The 17,672-nt window shown below is 53.4% G+C and carries 10 protein-coding genes and 1 tRNA gene; 5 read left to right on the forward strand and 6 right to left on the reverse strand.

The window, feature by feature from the left end; genetic code table 11:
* Nucleotides 1–164 precede the first annotated feature (164 nt).
* Genes HDF10_RS18480 through HDF10_RS18490 form a run of 3 tightly spaced genes read right to left on the reverse strand, consistent with a single transcriptional unit; the run spans nucleotide 165 to nucleotide 6,312 of the window.
* Nucleotides 165–638 carry a hypothetical protein gene (locus tag HDF10_RS18480; RefSeq protein ID WP_183816044.1) on the reverse strand — a complete coding sequence of 158 codons (474 nt, stop codon included), beginning with the start codon at nucleotides 636–638 and terminating at the stop codon, nucleotides 165–167.
* Nucleotides 639–672: 34 nt separating this feature from the next.
* Nucleotides 673–5,421 (reverse strand): RHS repeat domain-containing protein, encoded by a 4,749-nt coding sequence (locus tag HDF10_RS18485; protein ID WP_183816045.1) that lies wholly within the window; start codon nucleotides 5,419–5,421, stop codon nucleotides 673–675.
* Between the two features lie 24 nt (nucleotides 5,422–5,445).
* Nucleotides 5,446–6,312 (reverse strand): hypothetical protein, encoded by an 867-nt coding sequence (locus HDF10_RS18490; protein ID WP_183816047.1) that lies wholly within the window; start codon nucleotides 6,310–6,312, stop codon nucleotides 5,446–5,448.
* Between the two features lie 517 nt (nucleotides 6,313–6,829).
* Between HDF10_RS18490 and HDF10_RS18495 the strand changes: the two genes are divergently transcribed.
* Together HDF10_RS18495 and HDF10_RS18500 are read left to right on the forward strand one after the other, a co-directional pair.
* Nucleotides 6,830–7,840 carry a hypothetical protein gene (locus tag HDF10_RS18495; protein WP_183816049.1) on the forward strand — a complete coding sequence of 337 codons (1,011 nt, stop codon included), beginning with the start codon at nucleotides 6,830–6,832 and terminating at the stop codon, nucleotides 7,838–7,840.
* Between the two features lie 1,391 nt (nucleotides 7,841–9,231).
* On the forward strand, nucleotides 9,232–10,770 hold the full coding sequence (locus tag HDF10_RS18500) for a helix-turn-helix domain-containing protein (RefSeq protein WP_183816051.1): 1,539 nt from the start codon (nucleotides 9,232–9,234) through the stop codon (nucleotides 10,768–10,770).
* A gap of 130 nt (nucleotides 10,771–10,900) precedes the next feature.
* Here the strand turns inward: HDF10_RS18500 and HDF10_RS18505 are convergent.
* From HDF10_RS18505 to HDF10_RS18515, 3 genes are all read right to left on the reverse strand, one after another.
* Nucleotides 10,901–10,988 (reverse strand) — tRNA-Ser (locus HDF10_RS18505).
* A 70-nt stretch (nucleotides 10,989–11,058) separates the two neighbouring features.
* The gene (locus HDF10_RS18510; protein WP_183816053.1) at nucleotides 11,059–12,837 is read right to left on the reverse strand and encodes a carboxypeptidase-like regulatory domain-containing protein; all 1,779 of its coding nucleotides are present in this window, start codon (nucleotides 12,835–12,837) and stop codon (nucleotides 11,059–11,061) included.
* Nucleotides 12,834–14,462 carry a carboxypeptidase-like regulatory domain-containing protein gene (locus tag HDF10_RS18515; RefSeq protein ID WP_183816055.1) on the reverse strand — a complete coding sequence of 543 codons (1,629 nt, stop codon included), beginning with the start codon at nucleotides 14,460–14,462 and terminating at the stop codon, nucleotides 12,834–12,836. The genes HDF10_RS18510 and HDF10_RS18515 overlap by 4 nt, the downstream gene beginning before the upstream one ends.
* A gap of 199 nt (nucleotides 14,463–14,661) precedes the next feature.
* Between HDF10_RS18515 and HDF10_RS18520 the strand changes: the two genes are divergently transcribed.
* The 3 genes from HDF10_RS18520 to HDF10_RS18530 all read left to right on the forward strand — a co-directional run bounded on the left by HDF10_RS18520 (nucleotide 14,662) and on the right by HDF10_RS18530 (nucleotide 17,302).
* Nucleotides 14,662–15,918: a WD40/YVTN/BNR-like repeat-containing protein gene (locus tag HDF10_RS18520; RefSeq protein WP_183816057.1), complete on the forward strand. Its 1,257-nt coding sequence runs from the start codon at nucleotides 14,662–14,664 to the stop codon at nucleotides 15,916–15,918.
* 332 nt (nucleotides 15,919–16,250) lie between these two features.
* Nucleotides 16,251–16,742, forward strand: a complete 492-nt coding sequence (locus HDF10_RS21605) for an outer membrane beta-barrel protein (RefSeq protein WP_455685158.1) — start codon at nucleotides 16,251–16,253, stop codon at nucleotides 16,740–16,742.
* A gap of 146 nt (nucleotides 16,743–16,888) precedes the next feature.
* On the forward strand, nucleotides 16,889–17,302 hold the full coding sequence (locus HDF10_RS18530) for a DUF1868 domain-containing protein (RefSeq protein WP_183816061.1): 414 nt from the start codon (nucleotides 16,889–16,891) through the stop codon (nucleotides 17,300–17,302).
* Nucleotides 17,303–17,672 lie beyond the last annotated feature (370 nt).

Genomic DNA, 17,672 nt, shown 5'->3' on the forward strand with positions numbered 1-17,672 from the left:
AAGTATGGACTGTGTCATTTGTGAGGTTTCCTGCTGCATCATAGCTGAACCCTTGAATCTGATTGTTAGCCGCATTAACTGTATACGATGGTGATGGTGCTGGCCCTCCCTGGGTGAGGGTCTGCTGGGGGTGATCGGCTAGTCCTCAGAATCGCTACCAATGCCTAACTAAGTGATACACGATTAGCATGAGAGGGCCTCACCAGCTTTGCTCCTAAGGATCCCAACCAGTAAGCGAAAGCGGTATAAACCGGTGCGGTAAAAAACAGCTTATATAAGCCTTCTGTATCACCACTGTTCGCCGAAAAATAAACGTCTTTCAAGGAAACGTAATGGCGAATCGCTAAACCCTCAGAAAAGATATTCCACAGCAGAAGCGTCAATGGAATCAACATGACGAAGCCGGGATTTGGCAGCTCGAAACGTCTCTTAAAATACCAACCCATGAGAACACCACAGAGTAGCTGAGGAGCCCAAAATGGTGGATCCAGAATTCTGCCTAGAGACGTTGATGATTTCCCTGCGCTGGGAACAACTAAAATTAGCAGCCCAGTCAATATCACACTAGCCAGCATGGCCAGATAAGCCGCAAGTGTATGGATCATTATCTGTCTTACAACATCCTTCGGCTTATTCATGCCATTGTCTCCCTTGCACACTGCCAGGTCAGCCCTAGTTAGGATTTGAAGGTACATTATCTACTTCGGTGGAGGTTACGGTAGCGCCGTCGTCAGCAAAACCTCCAACAAAGAAGTAAGCGTAAGACCAGTTGGATGAATCAATTTGGGTGCCTCCGAGAGTTCCTCGAGGCGTAAAGACAGCCTTTGTGTTACAACCACTCCCGCCCCCCGCTAGACGGTGAAGCAGGGCATTGTTGTTTGTGAAAGCGCAATTAGCAACGTGACCACATCCGGTGAAACCGGTGCCGGCGGCGCCACCTGCCGCTATGCTGTCTAAAAAGGAATTGCCTAGTAGAACTGTAGTGTTACCGGTTCCAACGGGAAAGGCTCCTAACGGCGTTGACGGCGCAGCGACGCCAGGGGACAACATAGTAATGTTGTTGACCAAACCCCGTACCTGGGGGGAGACCAGATTCAGTGCGTTCATAGTAGCTTGAGCCCCACCGCTGAACGTGAATATGTTGAATGGGCCACTCTGAGCTGCGGCAGTAAACGCAGCGGCAGCAACGTAACTTGCGTTTGTATTTAGGTTAGCTTGCGCCAAAACATCGAGTGCTCCTCCGACCACACCGCCGCCAGCATACGGAAAGGCTTGGATGGCTCCTATTCTCGAAGCAAACTGCTGTTGCGCAGTTGTACTAGGCGTGTTCGGCGATTGCTCGATTCCGCCGACAACGACGCTACATAATTGCCCGCTCGGATCGATGAGACCCAACGGATTATTCAACACATAGCTATATCGGTTGAGGCTCTGCGGATTGATCGAGTAGCTTCCGTCATAGGGGTCGGGGCTCATCCAACGGCCCCAAGTGGAGGAGTATTGACGGAATTGGGCATGCTCGGTGCCTGATTCTGAATCGTGATCGAGTTGCGCATACTGCAGGGTATCTTGATTGCTGTAAGGAGGAGTTGACGGGGATGTAAAGCCGTCCCCCCAAGGAAGCGAGGGATAGCTGGATGCGACAGCTCCGAGATAGTTCGTGCGAACGCGTTCAGTCCCCATCCAGTCCTGATGTTCGAAATAGGTGGTGCCATCATAAGCACGGAATGCGATCTGTTTTCCGTCCCAATAGATACGGCCCTCATCGCCCGAGTTGTTTGAGACATTCCAGCGGGAGGTGCGCCTCCCTGCCGGGTCGTAGAGGTATTCATACGTCCCGCTGGCCGTTTGCTGACGAACGCGCCGATTCAGAGCGTCATACACGTACGCTGACGACCCACCGTCGACTTTCAAAAGATTCCCTTCCGCGTCGTAGGTATAAGTATGAACGGTGTCATTTGTGAGGTTTCCTGCCGCATCGTACACAAACCCCGCCTGCTGAATCTGGTTGTTAGCTGCATTGACTGTATACGATGGTGACGGTGCTGGCCCTCCCTGGGTGAGGGTCTGCTGGGTGCGGTTGCCGTAGAGGTCGTAAGTATAGGTGAAGTTCGTGCCCTGAGTGCGTGAGGCTACCCGATTGAACTCATCGTAGCTGTAGGTAGAACATGGGTTTGTCACGGTATCGCACGTTGATGGAGCTTGACTTCCTTTATAGTTCATCAGGAAGCCGTAAACCTGGGTGCCATTAGTACAACCTGGCTGGCTCGCCCCGCTTAACACATACCCTTGAGTGTTGCGGCCCAATCCGTCGTAGTAACGAGTGGCACAGAGACCGTTTCCCATGCTGTAGCTTGAGGGACCATAGGGACCATTCACCACATTGGATACCAAGTTTGGCGGATTTCCAGTCCCCGTGTAGCTCTGATTAGTGACCGACGTTACTTCACCAGCGGGTGAGCGGGTGTAACTAATCGTTCCACTCGCACCGTCGAATGTGGATGTTATGTTGCCAACCAAATCATAGCCGAAGGTACGCCCGGGGCGTGAAGCACTTGCGTTTCCGCAAGTGGACGGCTCACAGGCCTGAATGGCGGTCATCCTTCCCATGCTGTCATAGCTAAAAGCTGAAGCTGTATTGTTCGTGGCGATTGCAGCGGTCATCTGTCCTTTGATGTTGGATTGTGTGAAATTCCAACCGAGAGGACTGTCATAGTTGTACGTCTTGTTGGGCGTTAGTGAGTCATTGTAAGAGATGCTCACAACGCGGCCCAAGGAATCGTACTGTGTCGTCGTCGTAGTCAACGTGCCAGCGTTGATCTGGTTGGCCTGTGGACGCTGTCGCGTCACCTGAAGACCGGTGGAGTTATAGGCGTAGCTATACGTCGTGATCCCTCGTTCCGGTTCCGTTATAGACACCGTCCGACCCGCAGAATCTGTGATGAATGTCCTTTGCTGCACTCCTTGGATAACAGTTGTAGTGTGGCTGGCAAGACTATACATATAGCTGGTTACATATCCAACGCCGTAGTAATCCATGCTGCAGGCAGCGGGCGCTGGAGAACCGGGCGCAGTCTTTGCAGTGATCTCGCAAACACCTGAGATTCTGCCGAGAAGATCGTACTGCGTGATCTTTTGAATGCCGTTTACATCCGTCGTGTGAACTGCCCTTCCAAGGTAGTCGGTAGACGATGTGCCGTCCGAATTGGCGGAGCTCGTCACGCGCCCTAATGCGTCATACACATAAGAAGTTCCATTGCCGGAGCACTGTTTTGGCGCTACAAATCCGGTCGACTGATATTGCACAGATTGGAATTGCAGCAAGCCAGTCGCGTCATAGCAATAATCGGTTTGATACCAGGTATTTGACGATTGACCGTTGTAAACCGCGACTCGGCTCTTTCTCCCGTAAGCGTCCAAGAGGGTTTGAGTGCTGGTGGATTGACCGTTGCCCATTGCTTGATTTACGCCGGTCTGGGTGGGACTGTAGCTGATCGTCACCTGACCACCAGCAGCACTTGGGGGGGTGATGATCGTTGGTCTAAGGAGGGCGTCGTATTGAGTTGCCTGTGTCGTTTGGGTGTTCAAGTCCGTCGACGAAAGAGCCGCTCCGGAGTTCGCATCGAAGCCGGCAGCAGTTGCTAAAGCTATTCCACTGGACGGAGTTGGAAGCGTCGTTGAGTTGGCAAAGGTCTGCGTGGATTCATAGCCATACCGGGTGGTTCCGTTGGGTGTCGTGACTGTAATCGGAACGCCGGTGTCGTAATAGGTGGTGGTGGTAACGAGGTAGGTTGCTCCTGCGGAGACGTGTGCGGAGGTTTGATTTCCTCTCGTACCAGACGCCGCAACGTGTTGGGGAATAGCGGAAGTCGCTGTGGCCGTGGCCTCATCATAGCCGTAGTAGGAGAACGCGAACGGTGTTCCTTTCTGGTCTTTTGAAGTAGAGTCTTTCAGTTCTTCCAACGAGTTGTATGAGTTCGTGATGGATTCCAAGGTGCTGGTGCCATTCTTAAGGGTGGAGGACGTTAGCATTCCTGAAGCGTCATAGACGTTAGTGGTTCCCAGTTGAAGGCTACCGTTGTAGTTCAAAAGTGTGCTGGTCTGCGTTATAGGTAACGCCATTGCGGCTCCATCACATGGCGGAGTCGCACCGTTGTAGCACGTAAACTGCTCAAGAAGCGCTGCTCCACCGACGCTGCCTTGATAGATCTGGCGATGGGTTTCGTAGAATACAGGCCCAATGTAGCTGAAAGAGTACGAGGATTGATTTCCCTTTTCGTCTTGGACCTTAGTCGTAGTGGCATTGGAATTAATTGCAATGCGACTGTACGTTCTCGCACCATCGGACGTGGTCCGAATCAAGCCGCCAACCGTACTGTCGGAATTGATGCCGCTTCCATTGCAACCATTCGTATAAGTGTAAGTGATCGTTCCACCGGTCGGAAGCGTGATCGACGCCAGACGACCCGTGAACGCCCCGTTCACGCCGGGAGTGGCCTCGTAGGTGAAGCTGTACGTGCTTCCATCCGCCAGACTGATGTGGTCGACAAGATTAACGCTCGTGGCTCCGAACTCTGTGATTCCGGAACACTGAAAGTTCGTTTGAACTGTATAAGCTTTATATGCGAGCGTCGCCGCAGCAGTTGAAGCGCCGTTTGCCTGTTCCACTACTGGATATGTAAAAGTTGTGGGACTAGCTGGAGTGCCGGATCCGCCAACAGTCAAAGCCGTGTTGCCAGTTGTATCTGTGAAGGTTCCATTTCCGTTGTTTGTGATGACATTACCGTTGGAATCAGTGATGCTGCCATTGGACGGAGAACCCGGTCCCGAATAGGTTGGGGCATTAATGATCGTTCCGTTGCGGGTATGAACCTTGAAATCGGAGAGATTGTATGTGAGACCAGATCCATCCGATGACGATCCATTTCCCGTAACTGTTCCATTTCCCGGGTCGGTCAGGGGACAACTTTTGAGAGAGTAGTTGAAACGATGATTTTTTCCGTATGGGTCGTGATAGACATAATTCGTATACAGATTCCCTTGAATGCTGCGTGACCCTACTGGCGGGCAAGGCGTGGACAATGAACTGTATGTCAAATATCCATTGTAAGCAGCGCCACCAAGCAATTGTCCGTGAAAGCCCCAGTTGGGATCCGCCACCCAAGTTTGAGTCCCTGTCGTCGTGCTGGGAGACCAGATAAGCCCGTCATAGACGAGACTGTAGGCGAAGGATAGACCTCTTCCTGGCTTGCTTACTATCGGAACCTCAAAATGAGTATTCAGATTTCCTAGGTTGATCGAGTCGAACCCGCGCGAGTCGAAAGATCCGAAAGGATAGAGTCCAGTGCCGAGGTTTTGAGCAAATGCCATCGGGCAAACAAGCAGGAGAATCACACAAAGCACAAGAAGGATGCGGTTCATATCTAGCCTCGGCAAAAGGTGAAGTTATTCAATGGAAGCGGTAGTGACGTCCAGCGTGAGTTGAAGAGTGCGATTGAGGTAGCGCTCTATGTGAAATGGCAGCATGACACCCGAACTAGCCTGGTAGTTGCTGAAGACGACTCTCACTGGAATGTCTTGCAGGTCATTGTTGTCGGGATGAACTGCATATTCGAGGCTGTGAGGGAGCAATGTCTTAGGGTCGTAGAAAACTTCCACGGTGCTTTGCTTGGTCATTTGAGTCGTGGACTTGGGATCGGCGCCTTGTAGATTAAGTTGATAGCTGATCTCATGGAGCGTTACACCGTCTTTCACGACCTCACCGTCATCGGTTGTTCCGAGGAGTACAGGCAGCAGGGAAAGCGGCTGCGTAAAGAAACTCGGCGCGAACCAGGGCATGGCGACTAAGCAGTTGGGACCGAGGACGCCGTGGCTGGTTCCTGCGTGATCTGTCCACGTGCAAGCGCGAGAGGCATCAGATTTCGTTTGGACTTCAGTTCTGCTTGCATCCCCAATGTCGAGTTGGAGAGAGCCCGATCCATCTGCACCGGCTTTCAACTGAGCCGTACCTGTCTGATGAGTAGATCCGGCCACCCAGTCGGCATTCGCAGTGAGGGTCACACCGCTAAACGGCTTTCCTGAAGATATAGCTGCCTGTGTTTTCGTTTGGAAGACTGAGACTGTGGCAACCTGGCCGTGCGAGGGCGCGGTGAGAAGAAAGGTGGCCAAGATGCCCATCAGCACAGCGCTATAGGTTGTGTGCTTGGGTTGAGAGAATTTCCGGATTGTCACGCAGACTGATTGGCAATCTTTTTCAAACCAGGAAAGATCGAGGCGCTTACAAGCCTGGGCAAAAGCCAAGGCATAATCCATCTCCAAATTCAGCAAGAACGTACACAGTTGCGACACAGACTTGGACCTGTTTGCTGAGAGAAATGAAATTGCCAAGGTTCTGCAGAATATGTAAACGAATCGAGTTGTTCGTTGTAGAGGGAACACTATTGAAAGATCTTGATGCCGTCAACAACTTTTTATTATCGCCGTTGAGAACTGGCCTCCGCGAGACTTCCGTCTTTTGCCTCGGGGGTCAAAGGCAATACGGCATTTCAAACATGGTAATTCGGGATGGGTGGGAGGCCGCACCTGCGTATGACCAGCTATGCTTGCCGAAAGGCGCTCGTCCGAGCGGCACACGCAGGATAGAGTTACGCCTGTCACGACCGAACTTGAACATCCCCTGCAAACATGCGGTCTCCGACAGACGCGACAATGGGATCTGGGGTTTCAGTCCAGTACAACGAACTGGACTCGAACCCAACAAAAGCGGCGTCATTTCCCCATAAATCGCTTGCACTTTGCATATTACAGCGATGTAAAGTAAGAACCAGGGATGTCTAACGCGCGACAAGAACTCTATGAGAATACTGGGCCATGGGAGAAGGATGTTCCGGCCGATCTCATCCCTGCAATCAAGCACCTTAGGAAATCTTTTGAGGATACCCACTGGGGTTGCGGCCAGACGACCCAGGTCTTCTCCTATTCGCTTCTCCACAACGAAGCAGTGGATGATCCAGCCAAGGAATATCTCAATTACCTCATGCACATGAAAGCGCGGGTAGGCCCTGCTGCAACCCTGCGATTTCACGAATCGATCAAATTGGATACACCATCAGCGATATTCAAGGGATTTTACGATCTTTATCTTGAAGGGGTAAGCGTCCAAGTCCTCCTTATCTTTAAGGAATTAATGGAAATTGGTCTCGCCAACGAGAAGCGTTTAGGGTCTTCTCATCTGGAATGGGCAGAAGCCCAAACAAAACACCTAATTCGATCTAAAAACCACGTTATAAGGATATGGGTTCGAACAGTGTGCGACAAACAGGTCTATGACCCAAATGAAGACCTGGAAGAACGTATTTTCTGGAGAAAATGGCAAGCGCCAAAGTTCCTCATCATGAAGCCTTCGCTGTCCCAGCCATTTAATGCAGCGACCGTTTGGGACCGACAAGATGCTGAATCCAGTTTGCAACTGCTTGAGCACTTTACTGAGCACTACGTATTGCATCTCGAAATAAAACTAAGAAGAGCTGCGGGCGATGCCGCACTGGCGCTGGCAAAGCAACCGCGGGTAGTTGAGGCGAGCACATCGGGTGACGGCTCGCGAGAAGAGCGTCCTGTGACCACGGCCACGACGGGCAACGGCTACACACCAAATAATGCCCGGCGCGAGGCGCGGAAACTCGATACCGAAGCTAAGTACGCGAGTTGGCAAAAAGCATATCGCCGACTGGTGAAGAGCCACCCAAACATGTCCGACGTTTGGTACTCGCAGAAGATTGCCAGGATGGATATAGCAAAGGGGAGCAGCCCCGAAACCATCCGCAAAAACATGAAGAAATAAAAACTGGGTAAACTTTTTTCGCCCAAACCCAACATCGACTATCCCTTTGTTTTAGAGGACTTATTGGAGCAGCTTTCTGGGCGTTGTGCGCGATTCAGTGATCTAGCCGCCCAGATGATCGATTTTCGGCGACATTTTGAACGCTCGTCGCCAGTCCTGCTGTTTTATCGACCAACTCGCCCAGCTAGTTTGCGTCTTGAGCACACCTATACCGCTCAACGAGGTTCAAAGATGACGCATACAGGTCACGGACCCAATCAATGTAGGCACGCACGACATTAAGTTGTATTTCTTGGATATTCATTTGTGCCTACTTTCTGGGGTTTGGTTGGGATGCAGTGGACCAGACCGCATCCCGTCACTGCTATCGGAGGAGGGAACATATAGCATGTTCCCTCTATGTGCAGTAACTGCCAAAATTTAGGATTTTGGACACCGAGAGCATATTTATTTCGAGCTGCTCAATTGGTAGGAATTTCGCCAGGTGGTTCTCCTAAATACAATTTGTTAACAGTTGGTACGTTTGTCTGTAGATCTTTGCTGTTTCTCTTTGTGTTTAGCAGGTTGTTGGATAATTTGAGACGCAGATAGGTTAACCCTATCCATTCCAACAAACTCTAAATTTGAGTATGCAGACGAGTATCCCCAAGCTTGGTTTGCACCCTGTCTGCCAACCGGGTGTTGGTCCTTCCGACGCTTGGAGGAGGTCTTTAAAACAAACTCGTAACCTGTTTCCCGCCGCCAATGATTGCTCACTGGATTTGTCAGCCTCAAACAACTGACTCGCACCACGATTATCAGTCGTGGGTTTTAGCTCTGCGCATACTGTGCTCAAAACTGGCAACCAGCATACCCGTCAAGGTATCTGGCAACATCTGCTTCCCGATCAGAGTTTCACAGTTGCATCACGCCTTCCTGCTTCGCTAGGAGTTCCGGCACATGTGATTGGTGTCTTTGAGGCTAGAGGAGAAGTTTCCCAATCCCCTCTATATGCAGTAACTGCCCAAATTTAGGATTTTGGACATCTAACCGTAAAATAGTTGAAAAAAATGTTGCAGTTGGTGCGAACGGTGGTATAAATAACTCATCCCTACACGTAGGGTGAGGGATAAGTGTTTGTATTTTTGGCATTTATCTAACCAGCGTACACCGGAGAAAACATCCTTCGGGACAACCGAAGACCACGCGGAACTATGGCAGACGTGGTGAAGCGCAAGCGGTGCGAGAGGTAAACCGTAGCCCAGTGCCTGAACATCGGTCTGGGGAGAGTCCGCCCATGACAAAGATGGGAACCAAAACATACCTGTTTTTGTTGTCTGTCCCGCACTTGGGATAGACCTGACCCTTGTTTGTCCATTCGTGGACCACACCTATTCGGAGACCTATTTACAATGACCAGCATTCTCGCCCCCAGCCTCGTCACAGAGGCCACACCCACCTTTGACCCCACCACCAGCTTTCCAGAGGACACATCCCGCAAGGGACAGACACGCAAACGCCTGCAACAAGAGTTTGACTCAGACCTAGCCTATACAGCAGGGCAGGTGCGGCACATTCTGCCGTCACCCTCAGGCAGTAGTAGAAACCCAAATCACGTACTAGCGTTCAACTTCGTCAATGATCACTTCCTAAACCGAGAAGCACATGAGGAAGCCGTCGCCATTGTGGAAGGCTGGAAGCCTGAACCTTGGAAAGGTCAAATCTGGAGAGGATTAGGAAAGGACAACATCGAACGAGTATGGACTGGTCCTGTCCACTTTGATTTGATATGGAGCGGTAGCGAATGGCTACCCTGCAATACCTCTCACTCTTCGGCAGATGGCTCAGGTGCTGTTGATTTCAATTTTCCTGCCACTGGTATGCGTGAGGTCACTTCAGGGTGTGTGGTCACTGAAGGGGGTGTAAAGGGTGTGAAGCCCATCTTTATTCCTCGTACAGGAGAGTATGTCTCGACTGTAAATCTACCCAAGGCACTTATTGATACCGCCAAGGTGAAAGCTGCAAAAGATCTAAATGCAGCATGGGTTCTGTACGACAAGAACCGTGTAGGGCAGAAGGAGAGCTTCTACATGACACTCTCTGCCTACGTGCGGGGTGTGTTCTCTAATCAGGTCTTTTATAAGCTATCGAATCGTGCCGAGTTGGATCTGGACCGTGATGATGTCTTGGGTGAATTCCTGCTCAAGATTACAAGCCTGATTGAGAGTGGCAAATACGCCCACCAAGGAAAGATCGAGAATTGGTTAGGCTACCAGTGGTGCCACTATCACTTGCCTGAGATGCTGACCGAAATCCAAAGCTACTTGGACCGGACCACGTTTGTGAATCTCACAAACACCGCAGGGGATAAGGGCGTAGATAAAAAGCCTAATGTCGAGGAGCAGAAACACTCTGATGCAATTGAGGATGTTGAAAAGGAGGAAGTAAGGAGACAGCGGGAAGGTTATTACTTTCCTATATCCAGAGACCGCCTCTTTCGAGAAATGAACCCAATCACTCAGAACATCGTGAGGATGCTCTGTGAGGGGCTGAGCATACCCGAGATAGCCGTGAGGGTAGACATCACACCGCGCCAGCTTAGACGGCGTGTGGGGGTTGCTGCTCAGGACGGTCAGGCCGTACTGGATAATGTGTTGCAGACGCTGCACGCCTGCGCAGATGATGACAATTTGCTGGAGTGGCCAGAGCAGGGAATTGATATCCAAGCGAGTAGTGTCCGGAGTGAGAACAAACTCGTTGCTATGGTCGAAGCATTTGAGACTGCCATAACGGCAGCGCAACTTGCAACGATTCTGCAATGCTCAAGGCGAGAGATTTACAAGCTGATAGATGAGAAGAGAATTCCTGCTTTGAAGGTGGGAACGATGATCAGATTAGACCCATACCAGATAGCAGAATGGATTATGTCCAAGATGACGATTGCTGCCTGATCACTCGTAGTTAGGTGGAACCGCCGTAGCTAGGTAGAACGTGAGGAGAGCCTAGCTACGGTGCCACCCAAGCACTGTATGCACACTCTAACTCTTTTATTTTGTGTAAGTATTTGATTCTAAAGGTCTATGGCGGAGAGACAGGGATTCGAACCCTGGATACCTTGCGGTATACACGCTTTCCAAGCGTGCGCCTTCAGCCACTCGGCCATCTCTCCGCAGTATTGCGGGCCTTTTTGAATCTAACACAACTTGAAGCCTGCCGATGCCTCGCGTACCTCCCAATCCTCAAGGAGCCTGCGCAATGACGTTCTGTTTCACGCTTGCAGAAGGCTTCAACTCCAGCGGTATCCCTTGCGTAAGATAGCGGCGCAGCGTCGATCGATCGCCCCAGTTGATCTGCCATCCACGATCGATGACCACCAGAATGTATTGCCCCGGGATTACGTTCTCAATGTCGAAGCTCCCGTCTGTATTGGTCTGGTCCTGCCGCAAAAAACCAATGGAGTCAGGCTCCTCAATCGTAGTCGGAACCAGCAGGGCCATGGCGCCCACCGCGGGTCTTCCGTCTAGCGTCGCGACTCCGCTAACGTTAGCGCGGCCATTCGCAACATGCACCGTGAGGGTCGTCTCACCCGCGGGCACCGTCACGTACCGCCCCGAGGCTTCGGCTCCCTTGGCGGTTATTCCGGTCAGATAGAGGTTGGGGACGCCCTGCAAAACAACTTCATAACGCCCTGGAGGAACCTCGATGGTCCGGTCTGTAGCCGGCGTTCTCGACCCGCGGCGACCTGCAAACCCGCCTTCATCTCCCACCGAAGAAAACGTTCCGCGTTGCGTATCGGTATCGATCAGGCTGACGCGAAGCCCTCTGCCGCGTCTGTCCCCGGACTCTTCCGTATCGCCGGCAAACCCGTCGACGTGGACTGTAACTCTCGCGATATCGCTCCCCGGCGCATCGAGATTGAGCGTTCCGACCGAGTTCGCCGTCACCTCAACCATCGTGGAGCGCCCCTCCTGGCCCGGCGTCCTCACCTGATAGAGCCCTGGCGTCAGTCCACCAACATCGAACTCTCCTTGTGGGTCGCGACGAGTTGCAACCGAGACTGCGCGCGGTCCGTTTGCACCCGGCGTAATCTCCTCCACAATGGGGAACGCTTGTCCCTGGCGACCGTTGACCGCTCCCACAGCTCCTGCTGGTGGCGCGATCTTCAGATGAATCGCAGGGATCGGGACAAGATGAAAGTCTGCCTGACGTGTATCGCCCGCATGCAAGACAATCGTCTCGGCGGTCGCAACATCGCTGCCTCCCGGAAACCAGGTCGGAGGGTACGCGACGTCGAGGGAGGGATCGAGCGGCGATCCATCAGGAACCGATGGTCCGCTTTGCTGCGTGGCCTCGGCGTACCAGGGATGCGCCCGCACCGACAGGCGATAGCCTCCAGGGGCCAGATTCGCCAACTCATACATGCCGCGATCATCGGTTCTAGCATTCCCTCGCGTGCCACTAGACGGCGGACCTCCTGGACTTGGCGGCGGCACCAGGAAAAGAGAGATCTGGGCGTCTCTCACCGGTTCTCCGGCTTCATCCAGAACGATGCCTTTGATGCTGGCCTCGGGGCTGAGCGTGAAACGTAGATCGATCGTCGGCGAATCGGCTGTCAGTACAACCGACGATGAGAAGATAACCGACGATGAGAAGGCCCCGTGCTCCTCATAGGACTGGGTGACATAGCCGCGAGCACTCGCCCTCAGGTTCCACGCACCCGCTGAAGGCAGCGAGATCGAGAAGCGCCCATGGTCATCGACCTCGGAGCCGTCACTCGAGGCAGGGAAGCGGCGGCTCCCGGAGCCCCCATGAACCACGAGATTCGGCGTCAGCCTGCAGTGCGGGACCGGACTCCCATCGATGCCGCTTACAACGACGCCGGTGATCTCATATTGTGTAACGGCTATCGTGTGCTTGGCCTCCGGCTTCGTCTGCGCTCGAGTTTGTGCGGGCGCGATCCCACCCCCCAGAGAGCCGGCAAAGAGCAGCAACGAAGGGCACGCAAGACTCCACCTCATGGAATCACCTCCGTCGCCGGCACAGCATCAAGGTTCAGCGTAGGCTTATCGCCGACGTTGACCGTAACCGCCTGCGCACGATCACCAAACGGCGTCAGGCTTTCGGGATCACGGTAGTCGACCGAGTGCCGTCGCTGAAACGCGATAGCCTGATAGCTTCCGGGCGGAAGATGATCGAAGCTATAGCTGCCCGTCGAACTGCTGCGGGTACTGTACACCAGCTGCGCGCTCCGCCTGTTCGGAATCAAGTACACCCAACTCGCCACAGGATCGCTGTTGAGGTGCACCGTCCCTTGCAACGCCGCAGTCTGATTGCTGACCACAACGCGTATCGGAATACCGGACGCTCCGGGGGCTACGACGAGTTCCTGCTCCAACAAGTCTGAGTCGCCATAGCTGGCAGACTTGATATACCACGCGCCGCTATTGCGCCCCACTAACCGATAACTTCCTGGAGGAGCTGAGAAGAAGAAGGTCTGATTTGCCCTGGGCGACAACCCTATACTGGCGAATCCGCCATCCGAATCAGCCTGCTCACTTTGCAGATTGAGACCCAGCTGTGCCAGCCCAGTCGAACTTGTATCGGAGGATGAAGAGTCGATCAACAACTCCACAGGAATCGACGGCACTGGCGAGAACCGCAGAACCACTCCGGAGATATCATGATCGGGAACCGTAACCGTCGTCTCCGCCAGCTCCGAACCATCGGTATCGCCCACAGTCCGAACCGTCAGCGTATACGTTCCCTGGGGGAGCTGTATCTTTGTCTCATCTCCGCTTGCCGGCATCGAGTTGACCTGCACCGTGCCTCCATTGCTGGCGCGCGCAGAGATCCGCAGAAAGCCGCGATCCGGAGGAGACTGCGAAACTCCGACGGTATGGATCGCACTGACGACTGGTCGCAGCTCAAACGTCTGTTCCTCTCCGCTATGAATGCGAATCAGCTGTGAAGTATTACTTGCGCCTCCGCTCGGAACTGCAACAGGGAGAACAGCTTCGCCAATAGCTGAGTTTCTTGGAGAATAGCGCGTTTGTAGGCGGTACTCCCCAGCGGGAACAGGGATGCGAAAGCCCCCATGCGAGTCTGTCTGACGTTGATCAGCGGGCACCCAGCGGCGCCCCATATCGTCGTACGCCCTTCTCATCGCAGTCACCCAAATCTCTGGAAGTGGCGTCCCATCCGGAGCAAGTACCACGCCGGTAAGCAGAGCCTCAGGGTAGATGCGAAGCTCCAGCAGCGCTGCCAGTTGTGCGGATTGCAGATACAGATTGCCGGCATCGCCATACTCTGCGGTGGCATAAAAGCCTGGCTTGGTAACCAGAATGTTGGCGCTGCTCTCTTTATTCTGTTCGAACCGAAACCTGCCTTCGCTATCGGTCAGAACTGCGCGGGTGTTGAGCCGAACCAACGCTCTACGAACAGGCTGATCGGTGGCGGCATTGATCACTCTGCCCGAAACCAGATCTGGAGTGCTGGAGCTCGCAATCGATGTCCCTACGCCTGCAGCGCCGCCGATCTGGGCAGGGCAACGAGCTTCGCCCCCCCACAAGGCACACACCAGAACCATAAAGAAAAGAATCGAATCGTTGCGTCGAAGGCGACAGACGATTCGGTTTGCGGACACGAAGCAGCACCTCGCCAGGAATAAGACGTCTCACACTCATATTAGTGAGAACGGAGTACCTCGGGGGACCATGCCTGACGCGGAACCCGAAACCATGAAATAGCAGGCAAGCGAACTTCGCCCAGACACTTAGGAGGAGATCCTGCGCTTTGCAGTAGATTTGAGTTGTTGGTTCAAGCGCATTGAAAGTATTCCGGCCATGGCACTCTCACTTCCATCTCGAGCCGCTCTCAGCAGAACCCTATTCCTGCTGATGGCGCTTCCCATCGTGGGGCAGGGACAAGCTCTGACCCCACCTAACAGTGAAGGCAATGCAGAGAACAACATGAATAGCTGCTTTGTTCATCGAGTGACCAGCCTTCCGGGAAGTCATCAGTTTGCCAGCGACTTTATCGAGGCCATAGCCAGCGACCCCAACCCGGACGCCGATCCTGACTTGATATGGTCTCTCACTGCGGACCTGAGCAATAAGCTTCCGCCCCAGGATCGAGCCATGTACATCTCGAAATCAACCAATGGCGGCGCGACATGGACTCAGGTCGCACGAGTGGATTCCAGATACTTCGATGCGCGAATTGGTGAGGGGCTGCGTAACGGCTTCATCATCTCTCCCGACGCAACCTATTTTGTAATTACAACGCAACGGGGAGCCTTTCAAGTATTTCCTCAACTAAATCCATCTGAAGCATTAGTGAAACCGATCATAGGCCCGCGCGTTCCCGACACGCCTCCCAGGACACCCATCACGAAGAAGGTAGGCGACCCCCTAAGAGCAAACGTCGTAGAGATCACACCCGACGGACAACATCTCATCATTGGTTATGGCTACTTTGACCTCGAGCCCCAGCTACTCCGCTACCACAAAGAGAACGACGGCTCGTGGATCGAAGATGGACCCATCCCTCATCTGCCAACCGAGATGGATCTGCTCTCCCTTCAATTCGATGATCCCAAAAAACTGACCCCGGGCTTCCTATATCTTGGGACAGGGGATCAGGTGTACCTGCTCAACCTTCGCTCCATGAAGTGGAGTCGCATCGAAGGCGTCGGCCCCGATTCGGCGATCCATGGAATGAGTGTCGTCGGCGGTCTCCATCTGGCTGCGTGCTGGGGCGTCTACAACCCTTCAGGCCCAGGCACCGTGCGGAGAGTCACCAACGCAAGATTTCTCCTGCATCGAACCACCGACGAAACCGGCTCAAATGTCCGAGCCTACAGCATAGACGTGGACCCTTCAAAGCCAAACCGGGAGGTCGTCACCTCGCTCACCGGAGTCTACACCAGCCAGGACAGCGGCGAAACCTGGACGCGGCTCAACGATCTTCCAGAGGAGGAGTTCCGCTCCGCCCACTTCAACTCCGATGGAACCATTCTTATCTCTGGAATCGCAGGCACCTTCCTGGTCAATCCATTCGTAGAGTCCTGCACGCCTCAACTGAAGAGCCGCGAGAGATAGCTCTGCGCGCGCCGCCGGGGCAGTCGGAAGCATGTCTGCCTAGAACTTGATGGGTGCACCATTCGGCGCCCACGTTAGTTCATAACGCGCCAAGCAAGAATGCTGCTCTTTCCCGAACTACCATTTATATTGTTGCTACCCAGAACCAACTGAAAATGCGGGATAGTGCCATCAGTTTTCTTTATACGATGCAAAAACGGTAACAACGACGAATCGTCCGCGACGAAATCCCAGGCGCACTCGGTGCCCGCCATCGATGTTCCTTCCAAAATGAGAACATCGCCCCTTCCACTCAGGTTTGGGAGATATGCCACAACACCATAGACATCAACATAGTCACAAGCGGTGTCCCAGTCAACATAGCCTACACGGCCAACACGAACCAGGTAGTCTCGACTACCAGTTCCGTCTACGCTCTGCGGCCTAACCTGGTAAGCACTCCGAAGGCTGTCTACGGGAGCACTCTGAAGAAATCCGCCAGCGCTCTCGGCGGTTACTTCAATCCTGCAGCAGTCTCGGCTCCGTCGGGTGCGCAACTCTTCGGCAACGCTGGCCGCAATTCCTGGCGTGGCCCAGCCTTTGGGCAGTTGGATCTCGCGGCCCACAAGAAGTTCTCGCTGCTCTCCGATCGTGAGACGCTTGAGTTCCGCGTTGAGGCCTTCAATATCCTGAACGCCACGAATTACATCAGTCCGACCACTAACATCGGTACCGTGGGTGCCACTGGCGTGCTGAGTCCGAATGCCAGCTTCGGAACTTTCAGCGGCAGCAGCAGTGTTTTCCCTTCACGACAGGTTCAGTTAGCTTTAAGCCTGGCGTTCTGAGCTTTATCTTTCCCCAACTGGGGCGATGAGACTGCTTTGCCTCGTCGCCCCACGCCCCTGAGATCGATCTGCCTCCCTACGTAGACGCTCATAGGAGAATGACAGCTCTGTCCAATCACGCTATCCCAGAACAAAGGATCCTCATCTTGACCAAGTCTGACCCTATCCAGAGCCGGCGGAAGTTCCTTCTAGGCTCGTCTGCTGTCTCGCTCGCTACGTTCCTTCCAAAATCCCTCGATGCACAGCCCGCTTCGATGCAAAAGTCTGCCGAGGGAAATCCGGTCTTTGAGTCAACGCCGAAGGACGCCTCTTTGAAGTTCACTCCTGATGGGACCAGGAGGCCTTTTGCAGGCAACACCGTCATCTGTCATCTGCCCCAGCAGTGCAAGATTCGTGATGAGGCTGCCGATCTTGGAAATGCGCTGCGCTCAAGTTCGTTTGCGCATAAGTTGGGCATTCTTCCCAGCGATAGCTATCATATGACAGTGTTTTCCGGCCCCAATGATCAGGACCGCGCTGTTTATGGCTGGCTGCGGATATCCCGATCGATGTACCGATGAGTGAGTGCAATCGTATTATCGGCGAACGCATCGCTAACTTTCGAATGCACGAAGAGCTGCCTATACGTGTCCGGATCGATCGAGAAAGTACACTTGGTCCTCAGCGAGTTAGTAGTCTGCGCATCTCCCCCGCCGATAAAGACGAGAATGCCAAGCTCCGCACCTTGCGAGACCGGATGGCAGAGGAAGTCTTTCGATTCCGGACTGAGGATCATGCCACCTTTGGCTTCCACATTAGTCTGGCATACCAAATGAGCCTACTCACTCATGAAGAGTACACTTGGTCCTCAGCGAGTTAGTAGTCTGCGCATCTCCCCCGCCGATAAAGACGAGAATGCCAAGCTCCGCACCTTGCGAGACCGGATGGCAG

The sequence above is a fragment of the Tunturiibacter empetritectus genome (genome assembly GCF_014201375.1).
GTDB classification, from domain to species: Bacteria; Acidobacteriota; Terriglobia; order Terriglobales; family Acidobacteriaceae; genus Edaphobacter; species Edaphobacter lichenicola_D.

What these genes read in the sequence shown, in the direction of transcription:
- HDF10_RS18520 (WP_183816057.1), top strand. Translation starts at nt 14,662, where the DNA reads ATGGCACTCTCACTTCCATCTCGAGCCGCTCTCAGCAGAACCCTATTC.
- HDF10_RS18490 (WP_183816047.1), bottom strand. Translation starts at nt 6,312, where the DNA reads ATGGATTATGCCTTGGCTTTTGCCCAGGCTTGTAAGCGCCTCGATCTT.
- HDF10_RS18485 (WP_183816045.1), bottom strand. Translation starts at nt 5,421, where the DNA reads ATGAACCGCATCCTTCTTGTGCTTTGTGTGATTCTCCTGCTTGTTTGC.
- HDF10_RS18480 (WP_183816044.1), bottom strand. Translation starts at nt 638, where the DNA reads ATGAATAAGCCGAAGGATGTTGTAAGACAGATAATGATCCATACACTT.
- HDF10_RS18510 (WP_183816053.1), bottom strand. Translation starts at nt 12,837, where the DNA reads ATGAGGTGGAGTCTTGCGTGCCCTTCGTTGCTGCTCTTTGCCGGCTCT.
- HDF10_RS18495 (WP_183816049.1), top strand. Translation starts at nt 6,830, where the DNA reads ATGTCTAACGCGCGACAAGAACTCTATGAGAATACTGGGCCATGGGAG.
- HDF10_RS18500 (WP_183816051.1), top strand. Translation starts at nt 9,232, where the DNA reads ATGACCAGCATTCTCGCCCCCAGCCTCGTCACAGAGGCCACACCCACC.